This is a genomic window from Aquidulcibacter sp., assembly GCF_044346625.1.
Classification (GTDB): domain Bacteria; phylum Pseudomonadota; class Alphaproteobacteria; order Caulobacterales; family Aquidulcibacteraceae; genus Aquidulcibacter.
Genome location: NZ_JBIIYV010000042.1, coordinates 1 through 26,636 on the forward strand (window position 1 = coordinate 1; position 26,636 = coordinate 26,636).

The window sequence follows — 26,636 nt, forward strand, 5'->3', positions numbered from 1 at the left end:
AAAAAATCGCCTAATCGCGCTTGCGCTGGCACTCAGCCTCCCACTTTTCGCCGCTGCCTGTGGGGCAAAGGACGATAATGTTGGTGGGTTCACCAACGACCTGACGGGTAATGAGATTAAGGTGACCGCATTGCGCGATCCACAATTGCCGCAAGTGACATGCTATTTCGGATCCTTCGACCGCAGCCTTCTCGACCGCTTGGGCAATGGCAATTGGTTTGAGAACCCTTCCAACACCGCCATTGATTGCCATGCGACAGGCCCAATCGATGCGACCACTTTGGCGACCTTACCGAAGAACGCAGAAGTCTTTTCCAAAGGCTCTAGCTTGTTTTTCAAAAGCATTGCGTTGCGCCGGATCGTCGACGTGCCAAACCAGTCCATCGTCTATGTCTCCTATAGTCGCGAACTGGTAGCGGCTTCTGCAAAACTGGGAATGAGCGTTGTCCCCGTTACGTTTCCGGCACCACCCGCACCAGCGCCTGCGGCCGCACCTGCACCTAGCGCCAAGCCCTAAAGCGATGGGGCCTTGCCATCGGGCGCTGTCGCGTGCACCTCAGTCAGACCATGTCTAAGGCCGATTCAACCCCCCTGCCCGATCTAGCCAACTTGCCGGGTGAAGCCACACCCGCGAAGGGACTGTTGCTGGGGGTGGAGGTGATCCGCGACCATTTGCGGCGCTTGCCCGGCAAACCGGGGGTCTACCGCATGATCGGCGCGGAGGGCGAAGTCCTCTATGTTGGTAAAGCAAAGAATTTGAAGAACCGGGTTACATCCTATGCCCGCGGGTTTGGCCATTCCAATCGTATCGCGCGCATGATTGATTTGACCCGCGCGATGGAATTTGTGGTCACGGCAACCGAGACAGAGGCGCTTCTCCTAGAAGCTAATTTGATCAAGCGTTTACGGCCACGCTTCAACATCCTGATGCGGGACGATAAGTCCTTTCCCTATATCTCGATCCGTCGCGATCATGCCGCACCCCAGATTGCCAAACATCGCGGTGCACGCGCGAAAAATGTCGATTACTTTGGCCCCTTTGCCAGCGCTTGGGCCGTCAATGCCAGCCTCACAACGTTGCAAAAGGCGTTTCTGCTGCGCTCGTGCACCGACAGCGTCTATGATGGGCGGTCACGGCCCTGCATGTTGCATCAGATCAAGCGCTGTTCCGCCCCGTGCGTTGGCCTGATCAGCGACGAAGATTACGGGGAATTGGTCGATGAGGCGACAGCCTTCTTGCGCGGCAAGTCGGTCGACCTGCAAAAGCGCCTCGCCGATGATATGCATGAAGCCGCTGAGACCTTGGACTTTGAGCGCGCCGCCCGCTTACGCGACCGGATCAAGGCGCTCGCCAGTATTCGGGCCGTTCAGGGGATAAACCCGCAAAGCTTCCAAGAAGCGGACGTCTTTGGGGTGGCTTTGAATGGCGGCATGAGCTGTATCCAAGTCTTCTTCTTTCGCGCCGGGCAAAACTGGGGCAATCGCGCCTATTTTCCCAAGCACGAGAAAGACACCACCGAGGCTGAAATCCTCGATGCGTTCATGGCGCAATTCTATGACGACAAGCCCGCGCCAAGTCTGATCCTGACCAGCCATGTCCTACCAGAAGAAGCCTTGTTGGCAGAGGCCTTGAGCCTGCGCATGGATGCCAAGGTTGAGATACGTTGCCCACAACGGGGTGAAAAGCGCGATACAGTCGCCCACGCAACATCCAATGCCCGCGAAGCTTTAGCGCGCAAAATGGCCGAAAGCAGCACCCAGACCAAGTTGCTCGACGGGGTCGCCGACATATTCGGCCTTGCAGCTACGCCACAGCGGATCGAGGTCTATGACAACTCCCACATCCAAGGCAGTCATGCAGTCGGCGCGATGATCGTGGCCGGAGCGGACGGATTTGAGAAAAGCCAATACCGGAAGTGGACCATCAAGGACGCCAAGGGTGGCGACGACTTTGCCATGATGCGCGAGGTCTTTACCCGCCGCTTTGCCCGGCTTGTCCAGCCAGAGCCGGAAGATTTGCCACCTAGCGTCGATATGGAAGGTAATCTGATCGACGAGAGTGGTCGCAAGAACCGGCGACAAGACACCGCTTGGCCGGACATTGTTTTGATCGATGGTGGCGAACAGCAATTGGCTGTCGTTGTCGAGGTGGCCAAGGAACTTGGGCTCGAAGAGGACATCACCTTGATTTCCATTGCCAAAGGGGTCGACCGTGATGCCGGGCGAGAGTTTTTTCATACGCCGGGCCGCGCGCCGTTTCGTTTGGAGCCCAAAGACCCGGTCCTCTATTATCTCCAACGCTTGCGCGACGAGGCCCACCGCTTTGCCATTGGCGCTCATCGCCAGAAGCGCTCCATCGCCATTTCGAAAAATCCGCTGGACGAGATTGCGGGCGTAGGCCCGATGCGGAAAAAAGCCATTCTAGCGCGCTTTGGTTCTGCACGTGGTGTCGCGCGGGCAAGCCTGACGGAACTCATGGAAGTGCCAGGCGTCAATGAAGAGCTGGCTGCGCGAATCCAATCCTATTTTCAAAGGACATAAAGATGAAGTGGCTCCCCAATGCCGTCTCGATCAGCAGATTGGCGCTCGCGCCTCTGATTGGCTATTTGATCTGGATTGGTCTCGCAAAAGGTGTGGCCAATCGCGAGCTTGAGTGGGCGTTAGGGTTGTTTGTGTTCTCCGCCTTAACAGACTGGCTAGACGGCTTTCTCGCGCGCAAGCTCGACGCCAAGAGCGAACTGGGCGGCAAGTTGGACCTTTGGGGCGACAAGATTTTAGTAGGCATCACCTTGCTGGCCTTGTGGGCGGGCTGGATCGTGCAGAATAACCCGCACGGCGATTTGATAGCAGGAGCTTTTGGAGATCCTTTGGCTATGGGGGCTGGGCTTTTCTTTCTGCTGGCTATTCCTGTGCGCGACAGCTTGGTCACACGTCTGCGCGCGCAAGCCAGCTTAAAGGGAATTGCCTTATCCCCGACCTTTGCGGCCAAATCCAAGACAGCGGTGATTATGGGAGGAATGGGCGTGTTGTTAGCGGGCCTGGCGACCGGTATGTCCGAATTGGGCTACGCCGGATTTGCCATTCTCGTCTTGGGTGCTTTGATGTCGATCTGGACCGGCCTGTCCTATTTTAAAGCCGCGCGCGGGGCCGGCAGAACGGAAGCCTAAGCCGTCAACATCCGCTGTAGCGCCCAATTTGGCGCGCGTGCACCCGATAGCGCGATATCGAGGCCGATCACAGCTTCAACCTCTTCATCGCGTCCCAGTGGCAGCCGCATCCAAAAACGTACGGAATGGCCATGCACACCCACTTCGGCAGGGGCCACGCCGCAAGAAGGCTTCCGCTCGTCGACAACGCGTTGGATGGTCTCGGCGGAGCCTGGAAGCTCTGGCTTTACCAAGCATAGGCGCGGATCATCGCCAAACACGTCGCGAAGCGCGCTTCCGGCAACACGCACGCGCGGCCCTTCCGAGGCCTTGGTCTCAATTAAAGAGATGAACGGCAAAAGCGGACCAAAGGCGCGTGGCTGAAAGCTCTCACGCGTTGGCATCGCCGAGCAGCCAGCTGCGCAGTTCCAGACGTCGAATAGACGACGCTGTTCTTCCAGCAGCAATTGAGCCCGGAACATTGACACCAATATTAACCCCCTGTTGAGATTAGTATCAGTGATTTGCACCGAATCGCGCAAGAGTCTTTATGTATAGCAAGAGAATATTTTCATCTTTTCACTGCGAATACTTGTTTCGCTAGCGAAATGATCTCTTAATAGTTAACGACGACCGCGTCCCAAGCCAATTTTCTTGGCCAATTCAGAGCGCGCCGCAGCGTAGTTTGGCGCGACCATCGGATAATCTGCGGGCAGACCCCATTTGGCGCGATAATCATCTGGCGACATGTCATAGGAGGAGCGCAAGTGGCGCTTTAGCGACTTGAACTTCTTACCATCTTCCAAACAAACGATGTGATCTGGGAAAACAGACTTTTTAGTAGGCACCGCAGGAACCAATTCCTTGAACTCTACAACGGGTGCGCCTTCATGTGTATTCTTTAACGACGCATAGACCGTCGAGATTAGGCCAGGCAATTCCGAAGATGGAAGCTCATTGCCGGCCACATAGGCAGCAACGATCTCAACCGTCATCTCGATCAAACTGACATCCGTGTTTTCAGACATTACTTAGTTCCCCAGAAATTAGAGACCAGCGGCTCCAAAGACTAACCTTACATAGGTCTAGACCAGTGTGGGCACATTTAGATCAGATGCAAGACCACATCGCCGTCTTAACCATTTGTTTTCTCAACTGAGAAAGCGACTACTACGGAACTGTTTCACCTTACCGATGTAAATGCAAGCACTTAAACCATCCTTTTGGTGCAGATACCCACGGTAGATCAAGATTGTGATAATTGATCGCCAAAATATTTACATCCTATTTTAAAGAACCACATGCAAACGTTCTCAGATAAATACTCTATACTGAAAGTACTATTTGGTTACGCCTAAGGAAGTGTTATTACAATTCATCCATCTTTAAAAATCCCCACACAGTTGAAAAAAGACGGATTCAGATTTTATTTGGGAAAACGGTAAGTTCTCGATACCAACGGGTATCAACAACTAAGGTAACCTTAAAGAAACGTTCAATTTGCCAGAATCAACTGGCAGCACGACGTTGCTGCGCCATTTTAGATTTAGTGATTAACTTTGGGCCAGACTGTAAAGAACGCGCACCAGCAACACCGGTTCCACAAGGATCACAACGCGCGCTATAGGCTATTACCAAAGACAAGGTTTGAAGAGCGGGCTGCAACAGAGTAGAGTAGCTCGTCGTCACCCTCTTCGAGCTTGGCTGCCAAGGTTGGTGACATTGCAGACGTCAGGGCCCAATTCCAATAACGCAGAACGGTTTGTGCCTTATTGGTAGAGATCGTGTCATAGACGAGGACAGAACGCCCCCAAGGGTCGCTCATGTCATGGTCATCGACCAACGGACGGCGCAATCCACGCCACAATTGCCGAAAATGCTTGCGTTTGAGGCCTGTTGCCTTGCACAGCACAGCAATTGACTCACCCCCGCCGTCAGAAAGGATTTGCGCCCCGCACATAGGCTTAATCCCGGCAAGGAAGGAGATTTCAACAAAAAGCTCACGCGACGGTAATTGATGATCGAGGGCTTCAACGGCCCCTTCTAGACTGCCATATGGGCTACGAGCGGCCGCGTCGCGATTACGCTGGCGACGTTCGATAAATTGAAGGGTTTTGCGCACCAAGGGATCGCGCCATCCTTCGCCAGCCGCACGAGCAAATATGTCTTGGGCTGCTTCTAAGAGCGTTATTCTCTCAACCGCGAAACGTTGCAGAATGCGCCGGCGATCTTCAGCGTCCGCCCACCAGAACATCGTTAGCCCTTGCGACGGCTTCAATTCAGGGCGCTTAACCAAGTACGGCACAAGACTTTGCTCTTGCTTGGACATGGCTGTTGCTTGCTCAATGGCAGGATGAGCAAAGGTGCTGCCTTCATTGCGCAGGAGAGCCTGGATAACTTCAACCTCGCCCATATTGACCAAGACATCGGTCACCGCTTCGGAAATGACTTTGCGCTTGGCGATCATGACGCGGTGCGTGGTCGTCGCGGAAGGGGACAGGGCCGTTGCGATCAGGTCTGAATCATTGAAGCCTTCGCAGACTTCCAATAGAGGAATCGCTACTTGCAGCGCATCCTTGGCCAAAAAGCGCAACAGGATGGCCGGCGTGTCCACGAGCAGTGCCATGCGCTCTGCACAGCGCATACGCGTGCCGACATCGCTCTCGCGCAGGACTTCGATCAGCAGATCCGCTGCGATGTGGCGTTCTTGGGGTGTAATTCGCGACCCGGGCAGCCCGACGACATCCTGAAGACGCCGCGTCAACATGGCGCGCGTCTTGGTTTGCACCCCCTCGTCCATATCGAAGCTGTCTATCTCGAACTCAGATAGGGTTCCATCGGCCATGCTGTCCTCACAATGCGCTGCACCGTGGCCGACGAACATTAAAATCCAGTTTACACCCTCTGTTTAAACTATTGCCAAACCTCACTTAAATGGAACGTCATCCCACCAAGGGAAAAAATCAGGCATATCTGTTGAAACTTTATTGGCATAAGCGGGTGGTCGCTTTTCGAGGAAGCTCATAACACCTTCGCGGGCGTCAATTGTTTGCCCACGCGAATAAACACCGCGACTGTCGACCTTGTGGGCCTGCATGGGATGGTCGGCCCCCAACATACGCCACATCATCTGACGGGTGAGCGCAACCGAAACCGGTGCTGTGTTATCGACAATTTCGCGCGCAATGGCATGAGCGGCAGGCAACAGGTCTTCAGGCGCATGCAGCGACTTCACCAATCCTGCTGCAAGGGCCTCCTCAGCCCCGAACACCCGACCCGATAGGCACCAATCTAGCGCTTGGGATATGCCAACCAGCCTTGGAAGAAACCAGCTGGAGCACGCTTCTGGCACAATGCCTCGGCGGGCAAATACAAAACCAAAACGCGCCGCGGTCGAGGCAATGCGAATATCCATCGGCAATTGCATGGTCGCCCCAATGCCAACCCCAGCCCCGTTGATCGCGCCAATCACCGGCTTTAGGCTTTCAAACATCCGCAAGGTCATGCGGCCACCGCTGTCACGAATGCGTTCTAGGTCAACCAGACCCGCTTTATCAGGGCGGTCTGAGCGATTGTCATAGTCAAACGTCTTAGCGCCCGCTGACAGGTCTGCCCCGGCACAGAAGGCTCGTCCCGCCCCCGTGACAATCACCGCGCCCACATCGTCATTGGCGTCGGTCAGATCAAAAGCTGCGACCATGTCCAACATCATTTGACCGGTAAAGGCATTCATCTTGTCGGGACGGTTGAGGGTGATCACAGCAATCTTGTCTGCAATCTCTAACGTAATTGTCTCAAAGCTGGTGGTGGCTGACATGTGGATCTCCCTGACTGGCCGCCTTCTCATCGGGGCGACACATGATGTCAGATTGGCCCAGTTTATAGCGCCTGTGCAAGGCCAAAATCTCGGCCTTCACACCCTTTAATGCGGCTCGCTAATGCGACTCAGGCCGCTTGCGACCAGGATCTGCGCGATCATCGAAGCCGTGACGTGAGGAATAAAAGCTCAACCACATCAATCCAAATCCAAGCGCTAGCGACAGGACAGTCCCAAGTCCCATAGCGATCCAGCCATGCATGGAAATCACGGGGAACCGCCCGATCAAAAAGACCGAGACCAACCCTGCAAAGCTGGCAATCAACAGCAAAACCAAAAACACAACGATCAGCCAACCGCCGCCAGACAGCCGCTCTGGCGCTGGCTTTGGCGCTAAAGGAGGCAAATCGTCAGCCATGGACCTAGTTCGCCTTCGAAACGGGTGCGCAGCGAATAACGACGACATCCTCATCTGTCTGCATCACTTGGGACTCAGGGGACTTCACACACCATGTCCGTGTGGTGTCCTGAAAATACTCCCCATTCGGGGTTTTGGTGATCTGCCGCAGGGCAGACAGCAAGGCAACGCGATCTTCTGTTTCGCCATTTTCCTTCGCAGCCTCATTAAAGACACCGCGACGGCGAATATTGATCTCGTTAATCCGACGCTGAAGGTCCGCTTGGGCGGCTGTGGGCATACGGACAAAGCCTAGATAGCCGTCTGCTTGCTCACCAATGACGCCTTGAGCCAGTGCTTTATCAACCGGTCCATTGTTATCGATTGCCGCAGCCGACGTCGCGATCAGCGCGCCTGCGACCAACATGGCGGTGAAAATGTTGCGTTTCATGTCCATCACTCTCCTAAAGCGCGACCTGTCTTGTGGCGCGCCTGTGTCAGGGGCTTAGAATATGCCGGGATTGGCTTGTGCTGCCTTGTCGAGCTCACGCTCCAGTTTCACCCGCACATTTTGCTCAATCTTCATATTGATGTTCAGATTGATCTCGATCGGCTTGTCGGGCACTTGCAGACGGATCGTTGGTGTGCAGCCAGCAATACCAGCCAGCCCAACAACGCTTATTGCAAGAAGACTGTGACGCATGGGATCTTCCTTATCAGCACGGGCCTATCCCGTAAGACAGTCATAGCATGACTAATCCCATGTGAACCCCCCATGAATTTCCCAATACACAGCGGTTCATCCTCCAATACAAGAAAGCGCCCCAGAATGACCCGGGGCGCCCATGTTCGAAGTAATTGTGATTTAGAGTTTTAGTTTGCGACGCGCGTTGTGCCAGAGCCCGATTGGGCAATCGAAGTCGAGCCAATCGCCTCACGACGCATGGAGTCAATGCGGGCCCGGAACGTGTTAAAGCGCGCCAACTGCTCAGCCTGCAAAGCCTGACCGGTTGGGACACCCACACCCATTGGGTTGATGGCTTGGCCATTGCGGCGAACTTCAAAATGTAAATGCGGGCCAGTCGAGCGACCTGTATTGCCAACATAAGCAATAACATCACCTTGCTTCACGCGGTCACCGGGGCGCAAGCCAGCTGCAAAGCGCGAGATATGGCCATAACGGGTCGACCACGTGCCATCATGGGAAATATCAACCACATTGCCATAGCCACCCATGACGCTAGCCCGGGTTACAACGCCATCACCAGCTGCCAAAATTGGCGTGCCGATCGGTGCACCGAAGTCCACGCCTTCATGAACTCTGGTATAGCCCAAAACGGGATGAACGCGGCTACCATAACCGGAGGTCAGACGGGCACCGTTGATCGGCGTCCGCATCAAGAACTTGCGAGCCGAGCGGCCTGCGGCGTCAAACCAGTCGGACGATACCGAACCAGGAGGCTGAAAACGGTATAATTGGATGGTACGGCCACCAGCCGTCGTCATGCGGGCGAAAACAGGCTCACCTTCGCGGACCACTTGACCGCGCAAATCCGAAACCCGGTCGTACATCAGTTCAAACTCAGTGCCGGGCGCAACTTCTCGTTCGAAGTCGACGTCATAGGCGAAGGCTTGAGCAATCGAATCAGCAGCACGGTCTGGAGCACCCAACTCGCGAACGGCATTAACAAGACCATTTTGGCCAATCACGCCTGCAATTCGCAACGTCTTGCGCTGCATATTGGTTGTCATCTCACGGGCACGGAACACATTGTCGATGCCGCGCGTTACGGTGACAGAACGCTCAGCACCACTCGCGAGATTGAAACCAGCCAGACGATTGCCGGCAGCACTTGGCTGCATGAAGACGGTCACCTTGTCATCGCGGCGGACGTCGCGCGGATCGAGGCTGCGGGCGAGAGAACGCACGGCGCTAGCGACATCATCGCGCATTGCACCTGCACGGATTAGGGCTTGTTCAAGTGTTTCACCGCCGCGGATCGAAATCGTTTGACGATCCGACTGACCCGTACCTGCGGCAAATGCCATGTGCTCAAGATTAGAGTTCTGAGCGGCAGCCGAATGGAAATTTCCAGCGGAGGCGATAAAGCCGATCGCACACCCCAAGCTTAGCTTGAGTGCGAGATTGAAGGCAGCGCGACGATTGGTCGTGTGTCTCAAAAGCTAACCCCTTTAGCCGTTTCGAGCACCAAAAAGGTACCCTACACAGATTAAGTTCGGGTGTGATCCCGCCCCGTTTAACCATACTTTGGCAGTTTTTTTTCTTATTGTGTTGCTTGAAATACACAAGTTTCAGCACAGAGCAACCCCTGCCCTCAGTATGCGTCAAGATTCGCCCCTGCATTTGCCTCTTTTTGGTCACTTTTGATCGCAGTTTGGTACAGGTTGACGTGCCTATAATTGGGGGGTCGAGAAACCGGCCAGAGCAGGGTATAGAGCTTGTATGAATGACCGAGTCCCGCCTCATGATGACCTCAAGTCTGAGACTGAGACTCCAAGTGTTAATAAAGTTAACCATCTGAGTCGTAAAACTTATCTGCGTGGAACTTCGCGCATTTGGGGCTTAGGAATCATTGGACTCGCTTCAGCGGCGAGTTTGGGCTGGATCTGGCGGACCGATCTGGCAGAATCAGGTGTTCAGTCGCTTCTGCGTCAGCGTGGAATCGAAGGTGGAATATCTTTCACAAAATTGTCAGTGAATCAGGCGACAGTTCGTGATTTACGGCTGGGCCCAGCGGCAAACCCAACTTTACTTCTGCCAATGGCGACTTTGAGCTGGCATGTCGATGTCACAACCGGCAGTTTGGTCATTGATCGTCTAGAGGCACATGGTGCCAAACTCCATATTGGCATGACCAAGGCTGGGGAGCCTGACTTTGGTGCCTTGAAGCCCTTTTTGATCCCATCAGACAAGCCAAGCCAAGTTCGCCTCGCCGATGTGGTGCTGCGCGACACCCTATTGAGCTTTGATAGCCCCATGGGCAGGGGCCAAGCGCGCATTCAAGCGACAGGGGGCGACCAACAGGGTTGGCGGGCTCAGATGCTGGTCAATCCGCCTAAAGAAGTCTCCGTTGTCCCTGGTGATCGCCCGCTAGCCTTTGGGCTCGCTCTAAAACCGGGGCAAAAGGACGAGGCAGGCGAGCAGAGCCCAACCCAGATCGGCTTGGCGCTTCAGCCTGACGGTCAAAGCTATCGCTGGGGTGACATGCAAGTCGACACCATCGCCGGGGTAGCCCAAGCGCTTGTGGTCCTTGACGGAAAAGGCGGCACGCGGGTGGAAACGCGCACGATAGCGCTTAAGGCGCAAAAAGCGCGCCTGCAGACTTCTGAGCTACAATCCCCCTCACTACGAGGTGGCACCGGCCAATGGCAGCATCAGGTCTTAGGAAGTCGCCAATGGTCCGAAACGGGATTTGGCACACTGATCGGCAGGCTTGAGGCCAAGTCCGCTCAAACGCCCCAAGGCACTCTTCAAAATCTTGGCATAGATTTTTCGACCGCCCGCACGAAAACAGGCCTAACGCGTCTCGATGTGAAGGGCAGCGGCGCGAAACTTGTCACTGCCCCAGCCTTGGGTTGGCAGGCGAGCAGCGCAGAGATTACAGGCTTTGCAGAAGCGGTATTGAAAGATGTGCGGCAGGCTCCAGAGGCGGTTTGGGAAGGCCAAACTGTGTTGGCTTGGACGAATCTGGTCGCGCCATCGACCACCCCTAAGGCTGATCCTGTATCCGGCAATGCCGGGGTAGGCTTTGTCTACGGTCCCAAACAAGCTGAAGTGCGCTTGAGTGAGCCGGTCGACCTTGCCCTGCGCTCCGGCCCTAAGCTGAGCTTTGTCCCCGACCCTAAAAGGCCACCCTTAGTCCGCTTCGACTTAACCAAGTCAGAAATAGCAGCCTTGGAGGCTTTTGGCGCTGGCGATTTTGTTATTCAAGCGCCTAACTCTGGCAGGGGCCAAGGAAGATTGGAAGATTTTAGCTGGAACCCATCTGGTTGGACCTTGGCCGCGCGCAACTTCAGCCTCAGAAATATTCCTGTGCCCGGTGGCAAGTCGGGGCTTCTGATTTCAGGCCAAGCAAGCGACGTGTCTTTGGCAGCCAAGACCGGTGAGGTCCCCGTCGGCGCTGGACGTGGCACCTTAGAAATTGCCGCTCAGGCAGGCGCTGCAGGCCTCGGGCTCGGCGCTGGAAGGGCCAAGCTTACCGGCCAGGTCCGTGGCGATGGGCGAACCTTGTTGGTGTCCCTTGCTGGCCCGGTTGAAGGGTTTGGCAAAAATGGTCCCGGCGCGCGCCAAGGCCGCTTGGCGCTAGATGCCAAAGCTACCCGCGCGAACACGATCTGGACCATTGATCTTGATGGCCAAGTTGGCGTGGCAGGATTTCGCTCGCCCGACTTGAATGTGCTTGACCTGACCGGGCGGCTGAAGGGCCGGGCGCGTGTGGGCATTTTGCAAAGCGCCTCGCGCCCTAGACAAGGCGTGGATGGGCTGAGCTTGGCGGACCTTGCCAACTGGGATGCTAATCTGACCTTTGATGGATCTGTAGGGCGCCTGAACGTGCAAGGATTTGGCGTCCGCGAAGGGGTTCTAAAAATGCCCATCATCGCGCGCGGCGATGGGCGATCTGTTGAAGCAAACGGGCAAGCTTCCCTCGTTGCCTCAACTCTAGCCCTTGATGAAACCCAGATAGATGAGGTGCGGGCTGACTTACCGTTCCGATTTAGTGCGAGCCAAGGCCAAGAGCCTGCTTGGGAGGCCAATGCTTCTATCAGTACCACCGCAGCTTCCCTGACCTCAGGCGACAGCTTGGTTGAAGGATTGCGAGTCAGTGGGCCGGTGCAAGCCATACCCTCCGACGACGGGCTGGGCGTGTTAGTCCAGGGCGACACCTGTTTGTCGGTTTCTGCTGAACAAGGCCGCTTTCCGGGCGACGCCACCGTCGGGCCCGTCAAAACAAGCTTTTGCCCAGATCGTCTCGGTCGCTTCGCCAGCTTAACCGGCAATGGCTTCATCCTTTTTGCAGACGCTAGATTTGAGCCCTTAGAATTACGACTGGGGGCGCTGGAAGATGGCAGGTCGCTTCGTCTGGGTGCCATCCGTGGTGATTTTAAACCATCAGCCACAGGCGGCTGGCAGTTGGATCTGACGTCGAAAGAAGTTGGCTATACGTTCAAACTGCCCGATGGCGGGTTTGCAGAGCTTAATGCCCAAGACTCGTCGCTACGCCTTACCCCGGACAGCGGCGGCATGACGTTACGCGGGCAATTGGCCGGATTGCGTGCCAAAGGTCTGCCTGTTGAGATTTCAGGCACCGCGACTGCCGATCTACAAGCACGACGCACCGGTCTTGTCGGCAACCTTGCGTTTGAAAACCTATTTGTGCGGGATGTGCCAACCTATTTCCCGGTGCCAGATGAGAACAGCCAGCAGGTTCAGCGCCCTGCCCGCTTTGGCATGCTGTCCCTCACCGGCGAAGGCACCATCAATGGTAGCCAAATCGACATTCAAAGTGACATTAGCTTAGCTGAGTCCGGTGCTTTTTTGGCGCGCGCGATCCTGAACCATAATGCGGAAACTGGCCTTGGCCGCTTGGACGCATTGGCGGAGACGATCTCCTTTGGCCAAATGCCAAAGGATTCGTCTGGCATGGTTAAACAGTGGAACCGTCCACTCGATGCCGACGACATTGTTCCCGCACTGCAAGGGGTGATCTTGGATGTTGTCGGCGATGTCTCAGGAGCCGCTTCCATGGCTTGGGGGCCAAATCAGTCGACTGTTTCAGACGCCAAATTATCGACGGCTAATCTCGACTTTTTGACCTTGCTTGGTCAGGTGACGAATTTGACCGGTGACTTTTCGCTCGACGACTTGTTGAAAGTGCGCTCAGCAGGCCAGCAAAGCTTTACCGTGGCGCAGTTTGATCCAGGTCTACCGATCGAAGATGTCAATGTGGTCTTCGCCTTGCCCGGCGATAACACCTTGCAATTAACCGATGCCAGTTGGCCATTTGCTGATGGCAAACTATCGGTCCGCCCAGCAAGCTGGACCTTCCGCGACGCCGACCAAGCCTTTGCGGTCGATGTTGAAGATGTCGACCTCGCCAGGTTTCTAGGGCTAACGAAAATCCCGAACCTGCAGATTGACGGCAGGGTCTCGGGCGTCTTCCCGATTGAAGCGCGCAACGGCAGTGTTGAGATTGTCGGCGGCAGGCTGCAGGCGCGCGATGGCGGCGGCAAAATCCGCTATACCGGGGCGATCCTAGGCTCTGACCCCAAAACGCCACCCAAGAAGCTACCTTGGTATCAAAGATGGTTTGCGCCTAAACAACCAACCCCCGCAGAAATTGCGGCCCAAGCCCTCGCGGGCATTGAGTATGAGATAGATGTGATCACGGTTGACGGCCGCATTACGGGCGAGCTGACGTTAGGTGTTGTTCTGGTTGGTGCCAATCCGCAGGTCCTGTCTGGCGTGCCAATCAAGCTCAATGTGAAAGCCACGCTGCCCGTCGGCCAAATGACGGATATGGCCACCCGCTTCTTCGAAAGCGCCACAAACGCGGATATGCTCAAGGAATTGGACAAGCTTGACCGGTCGCGTAACGGCCCGGGCTTCATTCCCAGTCTAGAAGAAGACGAGGCCGCCCAAGCCCAAAAATCCAAGCCTTAAACTGGACAAGGGGTCCAGCCCAATTCAGGCTTGACCTTCCCGTAAGGCTTGGCCAAGACATTGGCGAAGCAAGAACAATCGGGGGAGCATCGGCAATGACCTTACCAACAGCGTTTCAGGGGCGATTGCGCCTGCCCATCGTCGCAGCACCCATGTTTTTGGTGTCCGGCCCGGAATTGGTCACGGCCTGCTGCAAGGCCGGCATCTTGGGAACCTTTCCCGCCCTCAACCAACGCACCAGTGAAGGCTATGCGGAGTGGCTTGATCTCATCCAAGCCGCATTGACCCCGCAAGATGCACCATTTGGGGTGAATCTGATCGTGCACAAAACCAATCCGCGCTTGGCCGCAGACGTCAAAATTTCGAGCGATAAGAAAATCCCGCTGGCCATTACGTCGCTAGGTGCTGTTAAAGATGTGGTTCAAGCCATCCATGACGGCGGCGGTTTGGTGTTTCATGATGTCACCAATATGAAGCATGCCGAAAAGGCGATGGAGGCCGGTGTTGATGGCCTGATCCCAGTTTGTGCTGGGGCTGGTGGCCATGCGGGCACGTTGTCGCCCTTCGCGCTTGTCACTGAATTGCGCGCAGCCTTTCCGGACATCTGCATTGCCCTGTCTGGGGTGATGTCGACCGGTCGGCATGTTGCGACCGCGCGGATGCTGGGTGCAGACTTGGCCTATATGGGTACCCGCTTCATCGCGACCAACGAAAGCCGCGGGCAAGATGACTATAAGCAGATGATCGAAGACAGCGACGCTGCGGACATTGTCTATACGCCCAAGATCAGCGGCATTCCGGCCAATTTCCTTATTCCGTCGCTTCTCCAGAATGGTCTCGACCCGGTGACCATGGAGCCTAAAACCGATATCGATATGGGCGAAGAACTCAATGCCGGCAAAGCCTGGTCGACCATCTGGTCTGCTGGACAAGGCGTCGGGTCGATCCACGACACCTTGCCCGTCAAGGATCTGATCGATCGCCTTGAAACCGAGTATCGGGCCGCACTTGCCGAAGCCAAGGGATTTTAAACCATGACTAATTTTGCAGACAAAGTCGCGATTATCACGGGTTCCGCCACCGGGCTTGGGGCATCGACTGCACTGAAGCTGTCGGCCACTGGCGCGCGGATCATCCTCAATTACTCCAAGAGCCAAGCCGAATGTGAAGCCACGGCGCAAGCGTGTTTGGCCGCAGGTGCCCGTAACGTGCGGGTCGTGCAAGGCAACGTCGCGCGTGACGAAGATTGCCGCAAGATCGCTGCGGCGGCTGAGGACTGGGGCCAAGTCGACATTTTGGTCAATAATGCCGGCACAACCAAGCACGCACCCAATCATGCCGATATGGATGCTTTGGAGGCCGCTGACTTCCTCCATCTTTATGAAGTCAATACGGTCGGCCCGTTTATGATGGTGCGGGCCGCAAAGCCCTTGTTGCACGCAGCCTATAGCAAAACCCAAAATGCCAGCTCCGTTGTCATGATCTCGTCCATCGCAGGCGTAATTGGGATTGGATCGTCGGTGGCCTATGCCGCGACCAAGGGTGCCCTCAATACGATGACTAAATCTTTGGCACGCGGTTTAGCCCCAGCGATTCGGGTCAATGCTGTCTGTCCAGGCTTTATTGATACGCGCTGGTTCACCGACGCTTTTGGTGAAGACACCACCGCGAAAATCCGAGAAAACGTAAAGAAACAAGTGCCTCTACAAGTTGCGTCCGGTCCAGATGATATTGCAGACACGGTTGCTTTCTTCTGCTCCTCCGCTTCGCGCCACATCACGGGCGAGACCCTTCTTGTCGACGCGGGACTGCATCTCGGCGCGAGCATCCGTGCACCAACATAAGTTGCCGCACGCATATTAGTCATTTTTTGATGTTTTATGCTTAAAGAAGTTGCACGACGCGGCTGATCGCGTCCGCCATGTGTCTAGTGCGATTGCAAACGAGGTGTTGCGCTGATGTCATAGCGGCGAAGCTCAAATTTCGCCACACAGGTGAATGGACATTGCAAGGGGCCGCACCTTCCGCGGCTTCCACAGGGGACTAACATGAAACTTAAAGCATTCTTTTTGGCTACCGCCTTGGTTTGTGGCGCTCCCGCCGTCGCTTCCGCGCAAGAAACCACCACTTCGGTGAACGTAGGTGTAGCTTCCAGCTACCAATTCCGCGGTGTGAACCAAAACATTGACGACACCGGCCAAGTCTTCGGCGGCGTGGACCTGTCGGCTGGTTCCTTTTATGTCGGCACCTGGTTGTCGAACGTAGATTTCGGCAGCAAAGCCAATCTGGAAGTCGACCTCTATGCTGGCTACAAGCCACAAGTTGGCCCTGTCACTTTGGACATCGGCGTTCTGGCCTACACCTACCCACAAGAGAGCAGCCTCTTGGTGTATGAAGGCAAGGTCGCTGGTACCGTCGCAACTGAGTCTGGCGTGTCGCTGACCGGTTCGGTTTTCTATTCGCCAGAATATGGCAAAGATGGTCCTTCCTACTGGTATTATGAAGCTGCTGTGTCGGCTCCAATCCCAGGCGCAAAAGTTGGCCCATTTGCACTTTCCGCAAATGCCTCGGTCGGCACGATGGATCTCGAAGAGAATTTGCTCTTGGAATCCTATACCAACTGGAAAGTCGGTTTGACAGCTGCAACTGAGAGCGGCTGGGCAGTGGACTTGTTCTACACCGACACCGATGTGGACGGTCTGAAGCCATTCGAAGGCAAGGGCGTCGTTCAGTTGAAGCGCACCTTCTAAGAACCACTCCTAAAGTCACAAAGAGAGGCCGTAAGCGCAAGCTTACGGCCTTTTTGTTTGCGCTACTTTCGGGCCGTCTCGTCTTTATCACTGGCCAATTCCGGTGTGATACGAATGGCCAGAATTTGGTTGCGATGCTTGCGTAGAATCTGGAAGCGATAGCCGTGGAAGGCAAAGCGCTGTCCGGGGTCTGGAATGGCTTGGGCTTCATGGATAACTAGGCCTGCGATGGTCACAGCCTCTTCATCCGGCAGATCCCAGTCCATCGCGCGGTTGAGGTCACGGATAGGAACAGCTCCATCAACATTGACCGACCCATCGGGTTGGGGTCGTACGCCTTGAATCGCGATGTCATGTTCATCCACAATATCGCCGACGATCTCTTCTAAGATGTCCTCTAGGGTCACCAAGCCTTGTAGCGCGCCATATTCATCCACCACACAAGCCACGTGGCTGCGGCGCTTGAGGAATTCCTCCAATTGTTCTTTCAAGGTCGTGGTGTCAGGCACAAACCAAGGTGGCCGGATGATGGCTTTGAGATCAATCGCATCTAAATCGCCTTGTGCATCTGCAATGGCCTGCAAAAGGTCCTTGGCATGCAAAATACCGACAATGTTTTCTTGATCGCCCTCATACAGGGGTAGGCGGGAATGTTGGGTCTGCAGCACCTGCATGACGATTTCGCGTGACGGCAATTCCACGTCGATCGTCTTCATATTCTTGCGGTGGATCATTACGTCCGAGACGTCCAATTCCTCAAGGTCCAAGACGCCTGCGACCCGGTCGCGATCTGACTTTTCAACGCTGCCTTCGTGCTTGCCAAGCTCAATCGCGCCACGAATTTCTTCCATTGTGGCATCTTCATCTGTGACACGGTCCAGCTTTACGCCAAATATCTGTAATGTTGCGCGCACGATCCAACGTACGGCCGTCACTATCGGACTGAGCAGCGTGACGGACCATTGAACGGGAAGCGAAACCCACCGCGCGGTCGTTTCAGGATAGGAAAACGCGAAAGTCTTGGGCATGACTTCGGCAAAGATCAAAACAATGGCCGTCACCAGAGCGGTGGCGATGGCAATCGTGGTGGGAGCTTGGCCAAACATTTGGACCAGAAGCGCCGTTGTCAGCGCACCAGCCAAAGTATTTAGAAAGTTATTGCCGAGAAGCAGCGAACCAATCAAACGATCTGGGTTCTGAATGAGGCGATTAACCCGCGCTGCGCCTCGATCGCCTTCTTTCTCAAGCTGGAACATGCGCGCCCGCGACGACGACGTAATCGACGTTTCCGCTGCGGAGTAAAATGCAGACATAGCTATCAGAACAGCAACCAAAATCGCGGTTACGATGACCGTGGGGTCGACCGTCATTTTTGGACATCCTCTTTCAAAAAGGCACGTACGGCTGAGGCATCAACGCCTTTTTGTACAAAGGCCGCGCCAATGCCGCGCGTCAAAATCAGGGTCAGCGCCCCATTTTCATTCTTCTTATCGTGGCTCATGGCCTCAAACAGCGCTTCGGATTGCCACGGCCCGCCGGGCAAAAGGCTTGGTAGATGGGCAAGGCCAGCTGCTGCGATGGCCTGCTCAGCCAAGGCTACATCCTCTGGCGGGCACAGACCTTGGGCATGGGAGAAACGAAATGCCATCGCCATGCCGCAAGCAACGGCTTCCCCGTGGCGCAACACGCTCTCATCAAACCCAACCAAGGCTTCAAACGCGTGGCCAAACGTATGGCCCAAGTTCAAGAGCGCCCGCACACCCGCCTCGCGCTCATCCTCAGCGACGATGCGGGCTTTGGTTTGGACCGATTGACCAATCGCATGAGCCAATTGGGTCACATCGCCGGCCAGCGCTGTGGCAGCATGCGTCAAACACCAGTCAAAAAAGACCCGATCGCCCAAGAGGCCAATCTTCAAAATCTCAGCCCAACCTGCCCGCAGATCGCGGTCCGGCAAGGTCGCAAGGGTGGCAAGGTCTGCCAAGACGTAACGAGGTTGCCAGAACACCCCAATTAGATTCTTGCCGGCGCTTGCATTGATGGCGGTCTTGCCCCCGACTGAGGAATCCACTTGGGCCAGCAAAGTGGTGGGCACTTGAACAAAATCGATGCCGCGCTTGGTGATGCCTGCGGCAAAGCCCGTCAGATCACCCGTCACCCCGCCACCAAAGGCGATGATCAGGTCAGAGCGCTCTAAATTGAGCTGCAAGAGCGCTTCGGTCACACGCTCGAGGCTCGCAAAGCTTTTGCTGCCCTCCCCCGGTGCAATCTCAATCAAATCCCAGTGGATTTGAGCTTCGGTGAGGCTTTTAGAAAAAATTGCGCCGTGCAAAGCCCAAGCCGTGGAGTCCGCAATGATGGCCACACGGGGCCGCTTCATCAATGGGCGGATCAACGTGCCCGCTTCAGCCAAGAGGCCTTGGCCGATATCGACGACATAGGACCTTTGATCCAAGGCCACTTGAATTGTTTGCTTCACGCCACGCTCTCCAAATCCCCATGCGCGCGCAGGGCAGCGATGACTGCATCGACCGTAATATGATGAGGCCCCTCACGAGACTCCACAACTATGTCTGCCTCAGCATAGGTGGGATAGCGAACTTCCATCAATTTTTCCATGATTTCGCGGGGATCACCCGCCCGCAATAATGGACGATCATCGCGGCGCGACACGCGCTTGACCAAAGTTTCCAAATCCGCACGCAACCACACAGTGATAGCCCGCTGCCGCAGCATCACCCGCGTAACAGGGTTCATAAAAGCGCCACCACCTGTCGCAAGCACATGTGGCGGTTCTTCCAAAATACGGGAAATCACCCGCCGCTCCCCCGCCCGAAACTCATCCTCGCCACGTTCGGCAAAAATATCAGCAATCGGCCGTCCAGCGGCTATCACAATCTCATCATCGGCGTCTTTAAAGGGCACATTCAATTGGGCAGCGAGACGACGTCCTACCGACGACTTACCCGCCCCCATGAGGCCAACCAGCGCCACGGTCCGTTTGAGCGGAACAGGAAAGGATGGCTGCGCTTGAAACATGGCCTAAACGTAACGCCCCACGGGCTTTGGTGCAATAAGAGCAAGGACAAACAACAGCATTGTCACTTTTGAATCACATAGTTTTCATCCGAATTTGATTGCCCGCTGGGCTTCTCTCGGTCATGGAGAAGGCACTGGTATACCGTTTTTCGCCAGCATCTAGGTAGAGGTCCCCGACATGGATATCGCAATCTCGTTGGCCATCGGTTTGGTCATGTTGGTCATCGGGGGTGATCTCCTGGTCCGCGGTTCTGTGACAGCAGCCAAGAACATGGGCGTCTCCCCACTTCTCATTGGTCTGACGCTGGTAGGCTTCGGCACGTCAACACCCGAACTTGTGACCAGTCTCACGGCTGCCCTCGAAGGGTCGCCTGGGATAGCTGTCGGCAATGTCGTCGGGTCCAATATCGCCAACGTGCTTCTGATCTTGGGTGCCTCAGCCGTCATTTTTCCTTTGATGATCGACCCGAAAGGCTTCAAACGTGATGTGTTGATGCTGATCGCCTCCAGCCTTGCCCTACTCGGCGTGGTTCTTGTCGGTTTCATCCCCGCTTGGGTGGGTGCTCTCTTCATCCTCTCGCTGCTCGCCTATGTCCATTATGTCTACCGAGAAGAAAAGCGGCATCCCGATGAGGCCGCATTGGTATTAGAGCACCGGGCGGAAGATGCCCCCAAAGGCCCCAAGGGCATTATCTTGCCCTTAGCCTTAGCCATTGGCGGGATCGCAATCACCATTTTTGGTGCCCGTTTCTTCGTCAATGGTGCCGTTGACCTTGCCAAGGGTTTTGGCGTGTCTGACACCATTATCGGGCTCACCGTGGTTGCCGTGGGTACATCCATGCCAGAACTGGTGACTTCCATCACTGCAGCCCTTCGCAAGCATGCTGATGTGGCTTACGGGAATATCGTTGGCTCCAATATTTTCAACGTGCTGTTCGTTCTTGGAGCCACTTCCTTGGTCAAGCCAATCGAAATCCCAACCCAAATCATCCAGTTTGACATTTGGGTCTTGCTGGCAACAACTGCCCTCTTGGTCTTCTTTGCGCGCTCGGGCCTGAAACTGATGCGCTGGGAAGGGTTTGTATTCTTAGCAGGATTTGTCGCCTATACGTCGTATTTGATCTCAATTGCGTAAAACCGAACACGGGTATCTAAGGAACCATTATGGCTAGCACGTCCTCTGACACCAAATATTTTGGTTTCTTACCACAAGAAGCCGTTCCGGGCGCATTGCTGGTCGCCGCAGCGATAGCGGCCATGATTGTCGTCAATTCCCCTCTGGCCGGACTCTATCACGCCATTCTCGACACAAGCGTAACTGTCGGGCCTACGGATGGCGGCATTGAGATGAAATTCTCCTACTGGATCAAGAATGGTCTGATGGCGATTTTCTTCTTTTTCGTCGGTCTTGAGCTGAAGCGAGAGCTGTTGGAAGGGCAATTATCCAATCCCGCCGCAGCCACTTTGCCAATTGTCAGCGCCGCAGGCGGCATGGGTGTCCCCGCGCTCATCTTTTTGTTTTTCGCCGCCCCGGCGGGTTTTGGCCACGGCTGGGCCATTCCTGCGGCAACCGATATCGCTTTTGCCTTGGGTGTCTTGTCGCTTTTAGGCAATCGCGTGCCCCCTGCCCTGAAAGCGTTTCTGCTGGCGGTTGCCGTGGTGGATGATTTGGGCGCGATCGTGATCGTGGCGTTTTTCTACACCGAAACGCTCCACATAAATTATTTGGTGCAAGCCGGTATTGTCTTGGGCGTACTGATCGCCATGAACCGTTTCAAAGTCCGCTCCATCGGCCTTTATGTCCTGATCGGTGTCGTCCTCTGGGTCTTCATGCACCAAAGCGGCGTGAGCGGCACGATTGCAGGCGTATTGGTTGCGGCTTGCGTGCCCATGCGCGACCGGCATGACAAGTCGCCGCTGCATGAGGCTGAGCATGATTTCAGACCTTGGGTGCTCTTTGGCATCATGCCGGTGTTTGCCTTTGCCAATGCCGGGGTCGATCTTGCAGGGGCGGAGAAATACCTAACCCATCCCGTGACTTTGGGCGCAGCTCTAGGCCTTGTGCTCGGCAAGCCGATTGGCATCGCGCTCAGCGGTTTTGCCGCCGCGAAGCTGATGCGGGCCAAGCTTCCTGGCACCTTCCCTCAAATAGTGGGCGTTGCGTGCGTCGCAGGCATTGGCTTTACCATGAGCCTGTTTATCGGTGCCTTGGCCTTTAAGGACCCAAGCCTCGCCACACCGACGCGCCTTGGTGTTTATGCAGGCTCGGTGATCTCGGCTATTCTAGGCCTCTTGATCCTTTCGCGCTTTCTGCCCTCAGCGGACAAAGTGGCGCATTCAGCGGAAGAGGACGAGACCGCGCCCTTCATCAAACCCCAACCCGTGTTTGAAGCCCGAGATCGGCCCGACTAAGCCCTCAAGCTGGCGCATCTGCTTTCAGCGCCAAAGCGTGGACAGGGCCTGCCAATTCTTCGGCGAGGACCTGATAGATTGCCCGCTGGCGTGCAACCCGGTTTAGGCCCACGAACGCGGCACTGACAATGGTGACCGAAAAGTGGGTCTCGCCAATCCCCGTCGCCGCGCCGCCTTGTTTCGCGGCATGAACAGCGGCCCCAGCATGGCCGGCGTGGCTGGCACTTTCGTCCATTACTTCAAGGACTAACGGCGCAAAGGCCTCAGTCAGTTTTTTTCGCATCTGTATTTGCACGGGTCCCATCGGTCATTCGTCCTTGTCTGAAGAGGCAGTCAAACGCATATTAGGGCCCTCATGACAGATTCATTCTCCTACCGCCCTAAATTTGTGGACATTCGGGTGCGAAAGCCCCCGGTTGTCAAAGTAAATCCCGATGTCCAACTGTGCGAGCACGATGGATGTGGAGCCGAAGCGACCAATCGTGCGCCCAAAAGCCGCGATAATCCGGGCGAGATCTGGCACTTCTGCGAGAAGCATGCCGCCCTCTACAACAAAAACTGGAACTTCTTCGAAGGCATGACAGACGACGATGCCCGCGCGCATCGTGACGCTGCCTCCCATGGCGGCAGGCCTACATGGACATTCCGTGCCAGCGCCAATTCCCCAGACGCCCACGTCTATAAAAAGGCGGCAGCGGGCGAGGATCCTAAAGACCCACTGGCCAGCCGTCGTGCAACCGGTCGGGCAGCCCCTGATAGCCCAGATACACGGCCCACAGCCCCCGTCCTCAAAGCACTCGACACATTGGGCCTAGACGCCCATGCCGATCGTGCCAAGGTCCGCAGCACCTATGCAGCGCTGGTCCGGCAATATCACCCAGACTCGAACGGCGGGGACCGCAGTGCAGAAACCCGCCTGAATGCGGTTGTGAAAGCTTATAAGGTCCTCAAGACCGCACGCCGGGCTTAAGTAGGGTCCTTACACGCAGCAAAACCCCTCGCAAAAATGTCACAGCGCACCATGTCAGCAGTTCGAACAGAAATGCATGCTTGACGGCGCGCGCCTGATCCTCAAACAAGACCTTAAGAGGACCCGATAACGACCATGACTGATACATTGATTGCCGCTCTGCCTGACACGACTGTTTCGGTCGAAGACGTTTTTGGTTTCGCTTCAGAGCTGCACGTGCCAGCTTTCAGCCAGTCCAATGAATATGTCCCTGAGCTTGATCCGACCTATAAGTTTGACCCGCAAACAACGCGCGCCATTCTGGCAGGCTTTGCGCATAATCGTCGGGTGATGATTCAAGGCTATCACGGCACGGGTAAGTCGACCCATATTGAACAAGTCGCTGCCCGCCTGAACTGGCCATTGGTGCGCGTCAATCTCGATAGCCACGTCAGCCGGATCGATCTGGTCGGCAAAGACGCCATTGTCCTCAAAGACGGCAAGCAGATTACTGAATTCCGCGAAGGCATTCTGCCGTGGGCGCTGCAACGCAATGTGGCCTTGGTGTTTGACGAATATGACGCGGGCCGCCCCGATGTGATGTTCGTGATCCAGCGCGTGCTGGAAGCTTCAGGCCGCTTGACGCTGTTGGACCAAAACAAAGTCATCAAGCCGCACCCAGCGTTCCGATTGTTTGCCACCACCAACACGATTGGTCTGGGCGACACTACGGGCCTCTATCACGGCACCCAACAGATCAATCAAGGCCAGATGGACCGTTGGTCAATTGTTACCACGCTAAACTATCTCGACCATGACGTTGAGACCGACATTGTGGCGGCTAAACTGGGCGAAACCGATCCAGCTAAGCGCGCTGAATTGGGTAAGATGGTGCGTGTCGCCGATATGACCCGCAACGCCTTCATGAATGGCGATATCTCAACCGTGATGAGCCCACGGACTGTGATCACTTGGGCGCAAAACGCGGACATCTTTGAAGATGTCGGGCTAGCCTTCCGCCTCACCTTCTTGAACAAGTGTGATGAACTAGAGCGGCCAACTGTGGCTGAATTCTACCAACGTTGCTTTGGCGCAGATTTGCCAGAAGCAGCCCACCGCGTCCGGGTAGCCTAAGCATAGAAGAAAAAAGGCCTATGTGGCCGCGTTAAGCGGCCACAGGTGTGCCCTTTAAGTTAGCTGGAACGCCATCACGCTCGCTGGCTGGGATTTCCAGATAATAGGTTGGTGGCGCGATGTTCAAACGCTTGCGCGCCGCGTCTAAGGGCTCAGCCAACAAGCGCTCATAGTGCTGGACCGGCAGCCAAGCAGCCTTGCGGCCATTCTGATAGGCCTGCCACACAGCTTTAATCACGGGGCGGCCAGGCAAAATGCGCTGAAGCTCGCGCCCTGCGGCAAAACCAATCAAGGCAAAGCCCAAAGACCTAGTCTGCGGGAACGAGAATGACACGACACAGGCCTCGCCCAAAGCATCAGTCTGATAGCCGCTGAGGACGTGCCACAGATCGTGCACGTCGCGCATCCGCCGGCCATACCAAGCAAATGGATGCAGCGAGTCGATTTCATTGCCCGTTGCCCGGCTCTCTTCGGCCAAGCCTTCAGCGGAGATCTTCCGACCTTGCACAAAAGCGAGATAAGCGCGGCCAACACTGCCTTCGGGCAGCTTTGCCAAGGTCTCATGATCGTCGAGGATTGGCTGCAGCTCCACCCGGTCATAGGCGATCCGACCGCCTTCTTGCGAGCGCAACAGGCGCGCATAGCCATTGGGGATCGAACGCCCAGACAGCGCGCGCATGATTTCAAAAACGGCTTTGGTGTCTTCTTTATTATTCATCAAGCGGCCAATGCCACGCGCCGCTGCACCAAAGTCATAGCCGATACGGGAGAGGAGAGTTTCTGTCATAAGAGGTCTCTACCAAATTGCTGACGCTTCGTAAAGTGACGCCTACGTCATTTTTGTAAAAATATAGTGAAGCGCCCTCACTCTTCTTCCGAACCAGTCTCAGGCTTGATCACGATGCCTCGCTTAGCCAAGGCTTCGCGGATCAATACTTCCATTTGAACATTGGCCGAGCGAAACTCTGCGGCCGCCAGCCGCTCTACCGCGCTCAGCACTTGTGGGCTCATGCGCACGAGAAACGGCTTTCGGGGCTTGGCGGCCATAATTTACACCCAGCCTTAATAGAGGGTGCCAGCGTTGACGACCGGCTGCGCCTCACGATCGGCGCACAGCACGACCAAGAGGTTGGAAACCATCTGGGCCTTGCGTTCCTCATCCAAGGTCACGACGCCACGCACGGACAATTGCTCCAGCGCACTTTCCACCATGCCGACAGCCCCCATCACGATCAGCTGTCGGGCGGCCAGAATGGCTTGGGCTTGCTGACGCTTCAACATGGCACCGGCAATTTCGGTGGCATAAGCAAGGTGCGAGATCCGCGCCTCATCAACGGCCATTCCGCCGACTGCCAAGCGCTGGTTCAGGCGCTCACCCAACAAGGTGGCCACATCTTCGGCATGCCCGCGCAAGGTCAATTCGCCTTCTGCTGCATGGTCATAGGAATAATGGGCAGCGATGTCGCGAAGGGCAGTATCGATCTCGATCCGGCTAAAGCGCTCATAATCATCAACGTCAAACAAAGCTTGTGCTGAGTCCTGCACGCGCCACACCACATTGGCCGCGATTTCAATCGGATTGCCGTCCTTATCATTCACCTTCAGTTTGTCCGACGTGACGTTGCGGACGCGCATAGAGATTTTCTTGCGCGTCAACCAAGGCCAAACCCAGCGCAAGCCGGTGGCGCGGTCGGTACCCTGATAGGCGCCGAACAACAAGATCGCCACCGCCTCATTTGGCTGGATGGAATAAAAGCCGCCCATGCCAACAGATCCCAAGCCGATCAGGACGATAGCCGCACCGAAATAGGTGTCACCCGCCCCGGTCACGAACAGATAGATCGAAAAGGCAATCGCCAGCACAAATGCCAGAAACAAGGGCACGCCGGGTAAAGACAAGGTGGGACGCTCAACAGTGCGGTTGATTTCAGTCCGAGACATTCTAGGCTCCTTCATTCAATACCAATATGATATCACATTGTGATCATATTGCAAGCGCAATAGTAACTGCGCTACGAAGCTTTCTTTGCTTGGAGCAAGGCGTAACTGCGCGAAGACCCCTTCAGTCCCTCCGGGACAGCTTCCCCGCGAGCAGGGAAGCGGCGTGTCCCACAAGCTGCCACCTGCCGCTTCCCCGTTTACGGGGAAGCTCCGGCGAAGCCGGTGAAGGGGTCTACGAAATAGCGCGAGTTAAGCCCCTTGTGTGTTTTGGATGTGATAGAGAGGTCGAGTGAAGGCTGGTCGCGCAACCAGCCTTCACCGCGACCTTGAGACCGTGTGTCCCCTTTGGCGTAAACCGTGGGAGAGCTT

Annotated in this window: 26 protein-coding genes; 11 read left to right on the plus strand and 15 right to left on the minus strand. The window is 55.6% G+C overall.

Annotated features, from left to right (window positions below; translation table 11 throughout):
• From ACIQ20_RS11085 to ACIQ20_RS11095, 3 genes are all read left to right on the plus strand, one after another.
• Positions 1-517, plus strand: a 517-nt coding sequence (locus ACIQ20_RS11085; protein ID WP_395780275.1) for a CreA family protein, incomplete at its 5' end; no start/stop codon positions are given.
• A gap of 50 nt (positions 518-567) precedes the next feature.
• Complete coding sequence (gene uvrC, locus ACIQ20_RS11090) at positions 568-2,541, plus strand: excinuclease ABC subunit UvrC (protein WP_395780320.1); 1,974 nt, start codon at positions 568-570, stop codon at positions 2,539-2,541.
• Positions 2,542-2,543: 2 nt separating this feature from the next.
• Positions 2,544-3,167 carry a CDP-alcohol phosphatidyltransferase family protein gene (locus ACIQ20_RS11095; protein WP_395780277.1) on the plus strand — a complete coding sequence of 208 codons (624 nt, stop codon included), beginning with the start codon at positions 2,544-2,546 and terminating at the stop codon, positions 3,165-3,167.
• On the opposite strand, the gene ACIQ20_RS11100 is transcribed toward ACIQ20_RS11095, so the two are convergent.
• From ACIQ20_RS11100 to ACIQ20_RS11135, 8 genes are all read right to left on the minus strand, one after another.
• A complete protein-coding gene (locus ACIQ20_RS11100; protein ID WP_395780322.1) occupies positions 3,164-3,628 on the minus strand; it encodes a PAS domain-containing protein in 465 nt (154 codons plus the stop codon). The genes ACIQ20_RS11095 and ACIQ20_RS11100 overlap by 4 nt on opposite strands.
• A gap of 141 nt (positions 3,629-3,769) precedes the next feature.
• Positions 3,770-4,174, minus strand: a complete 405-nt coding sequence (locus ACIQ20_RS11105; RefSeq protein WP_395780279.1) for a MucR family transcriptional regulator — start codon at positions 4,172-4,174, stop codon at positions 3,770-3,772.
• A 593-nt stretch (positions 4,175-4,767) separates the two neighbouring features.
• Positions 4,768-5,991 (minus strand): DUF2336 domain-containing protein, encoded by a 1,224-nt coding sequence (locus ACIQ20_RS11110; RefSeq protein ID WP_395780281.1) that lies wholly within the window; start codon positions 5,989-5,991, stop codon positions 4,768-4,770.
• An 81-nt stretch (positions 5,992-6,072) separates the two neighbouring features.
• The gene (locus tag ACIQ20_RS11115) at positions 6,073-6,963 is read right to left on the minus strand and encodes a crotonase/enoyl-CoA hydratase family protein (protein ID WP_395780283.1); all 891 of its coding nucleotides are present in this window, start codon (positions 6,961-6,963) and stop codon (positions 6,073-6,075) included.
• A gap of 118 nt (positions 6,964-7,081) precedes the next feature.
• On the minus strand, positions 7,082-7,381 hold the full coding sequence (locus ACIQ20_RS11120; RefSeq protein WP_395780285.1) for a hypothetical protein: 300 nt from the start codon (positions 7,379-7,381) through the stop codon (positions 7,082-7,084).
• 4 nt (positions 7,382-7,385) lie between these two features.
• Positions 7,386-7,811 carry a YdbL family protein gene (locus tag ACIQ20_RS11125; protein WP_395780287.1) on the minus strand — a complete coding sequence of 142 codons (426 nt, stop codon included), beginning with the start codon at positions 7,809-7,811 and terminating at the stop codon, positions 7,386-7,388.
• A gap of 54 nt (positions 7,812-7,865) precedes the next feature.
• Entirely contained in the window at positions 7,866-8,063 is a 198-nt protein-coding gene (locus ACIQ20_RS11130; protein ID WP_313589678.1) for a YnbE family lipoprotein, read from the minus strand.
• 170 nt (positions 8,064-8,233) lie between these two features.
• Positions 8,234-9,541 (minus strand): M23 family metallopeptidase, encoded by a 1,308-nt coding sequence (locus ACIQ20_RS11135; RefSeq protein WP_395780289.1) that lies wholly within the window; start codon positions 9,539-9,541, stop codon positions 8,234-8,236.
• Positions 9,542-10,076: 535 nt separating this feature from the next.
• Here ACIQ20_RS11135 and ACIQ20_RS11140 point away from each other — a divergent pair.
• The 4 genes from ACIQ20_RS11140 to ACIQ20_RS11155 all read left to right on the plus strand — a co-directional run bounded on the left by ACIQ20_RS11140 (position 10,077) and on the right by ACIQ20_RS11155 (position 16,792).
• The gene (locus tag ACIQ20_RS11140; protein WP_395780291.1) at positions 10,077-14,042 is read left to right on the plus strand and encodes a YdbH domain-containing protein; all 3,966 of its coding nucleotides are present in this window, start codon (positions 10,077-10,079) and stop codon (positions 14,040-14,042) included.
• 95 nt (positions 14,043-14,137) lie between these two features.
• Positions 14,138-15,073, plus strand: a complete 936-nt coding sequence (locus tag ACIQ20_RS11145; protein ID WP_395780293.1) for an NAD(P)H-dependent flavin oxidoreductase — start codon at positions 14,138-14,140, stop codon at positions 15,071-15,073.
• Positions 15,074-15,076: 3 nt separating this feature from the next.
• Positions 15,077-15,886 carry an SDR family NAD(P)-dependent oxidoreductase gene (locus ACIQ20_RS11150; protein ID WP_395780295.1) on the plus strand — a complete coding sequence of 270 codons (810 nt, stop codon included), beginning with the start codon at positions 15,077-15,079 and terminating at the stop codon, positions 15,884-15,886.
• 204 nt (positions 15,887-16,090) lie between these two features.
• On the plus strand, positions 16,091-16,792 hold the full coding sequence (locus tag ACIQ20_RS11155; protein WP_346381740.1) for a TorF family putative porin: 702 nt from the start codon (positions 16,091-16,093) through the stop codon (positions 16,790-16,792).
• A 62-nt stretch (positions 16,793-16,854) separates the two neighbouring features.
• Here the strand turns inward: ACIQ20_RS11155 and ACIQ20_RS11160 are convergent, their stop codons facing one another.
• Genes ACIQ20_RS11160 through ACIQ20_RS11170 form a run of 3 tightly spaced genes read right to left on the minus strand, consistent with a single transcriptional unit; the run spans position 16,855 to position 19,831 of the window.
• Positions 16,855-18,162, minus strand: coding sequence for an HlyC/CorC family transporter (locus ACIQ20_RS11160; protein ID WP_395780298.1), 1,308 nt, complete (start codon positions 18,160-18,162; stop codon positions 16,855-16,857).
• Positions 18,159-19,271 carry a 3-dehydroquinate synthase gene (gene aroB / locus ACIQ20_RS11165; RefSeq protein WP_395780300.1) on the minus strand — a complete coding sequence of 371 codons (1,113 nt, stop codon included), beginning with the start codon at positions 19,269-19,271 and terminating at the stop codon, positions 18,159-18,161. The genes ACIQ20_RS11160 and aroB overlap by 4 nt, the downstream gene beginning before the upstream one ends.
• Positions 19,268-19,831 (minus strand): shikimate kinase, encoded by a 564-nt coding sequence (locus ACIQ20_RS11170; protein WP_395780302.1) that lies wholly within the window; start codon positions 19,829-19,831, stop codon positions 19,268-19,270. The genes aroB and ACIQ20_RS11170 overlap by 4 nt, the downstream gene beginning before the upstream one ends.
• A gap of 178 nt (positions 19,832-20,009) precedes the next feature.
• Between ACIQ20_RS11170 and ACIQ20_RS11175 the strand changes: the two genes are divergently transcribed.
• Both ACIQ20_RS11175 and nhaA read left to right on the plus strand, forming a co-directional pair.
• Positions 20,010-20,966: a calcium/sodium antiporter gene (locus ACIQ20_RS11175; protein ID WP_395780304.1), complete on the plus strand. Its 957-nt coding sequence runs from the start codon at positions 20,010-20,012 to the stop codon at positions 20,964-20,966.
• Between the two features lie 29 nt (positions 20,967-20,995).
• Positions 20,996-22,243: a Na+/H+ antiporter NhaA gene (gene nhaA / locus ACIQ20_RS11180; RefSeq protein ID WP_395780306.1), complete on the plus strand. Its 1,248-nt coding sequence runs from the start codon at positions 20,996-20,998 to the stop codon at positions 22,241-22,243.
• Between the two features lie 4 nt (positions 22,244-22,247).
• Here the strand turns inward: nhaA and ACIQ20_RS11185 are convergent, their stop codons facing one another.
• A complete protein-coding gene (locus ACIQ20_RS11185; protein ID WP_395780308.1) occupies positions 22,248-22,526 on the minus strand; it encodes a BolA family protein in 279 nt (92 codons plus the stop codon).
• 72 nt (positions 22,527-22,598) lie between these two features.
• On the opposite strand from ACIQ20_RS11185, the gene ACIQ20_RS11190 reads away from it, so the two are divergent.
• Positions 22,599-23,213, plus strand: a complete 615-nt coding sequence (locus ACIQ20_RS11190; protein ID WP_395780310.1) for a J domain-containing protein — start codon at positions 22,599-22,601, stop codon at positions 23,211-23,213.
• 135 nt (positions 23,214-23,348) lie between these two features.
• Positions 23,349-24,326: a cobaltochelatase subunit CobS gene (gene cobS, locus ACIQ20_RS11195; protein WP_395780312.1), complete on the plus strand. Its 978-nt coding sequence runs from the start codon at positions 23,349-23,351 to the stop codon at positions 24,324-24,326.
• 31 nt (positions 24,327-24,357) lie between these two features.
• Here the strand turns inward: cobS and ACIQ20_RS11200 are convergent, their stop codons facing one another.
• From ACIQ20_RS11200 to ACIQ20_RS11210, 3 genes are all read right to left on the minus strand, one after another.
• Positions 24,358-25,113: a Coq4 family protein gene (locus ACIQ20_RS11200; protein WP_395780314.1), complete on the minus strand. Its 756-nt coding sequence runs from the start codon at positions 25,111-25,113 to the stop codon at positions 24,358-24,360.
• 77 nt (positions 25,114-25,190) lie between these two features.
• Positions 25,191-25,373: a hypothetical protein gene (locus ACIQ20_RS11205; protein ID WP_395780316.1), complete on the minus strand. Its 183-nt coding sequence runs from the start codon at positions 25,371-25,373 to the stop codon at positions 25,191-25,193.
• A gap of 15 nt (positions 25,374-25,388) precedes the next feature.
• A complete protein-coding gene (locus tag ACIQ20_RS11210) occupies positions 25,389-26,267 on the minus strand; it encodes an SPFH domain-containing protein (RefSeq protein ID WP_395780318.1) in 879 nt (292 codons plus the stop codon).
• Positions 26,268-26,636: the final 369 nt, after the last annotated feature.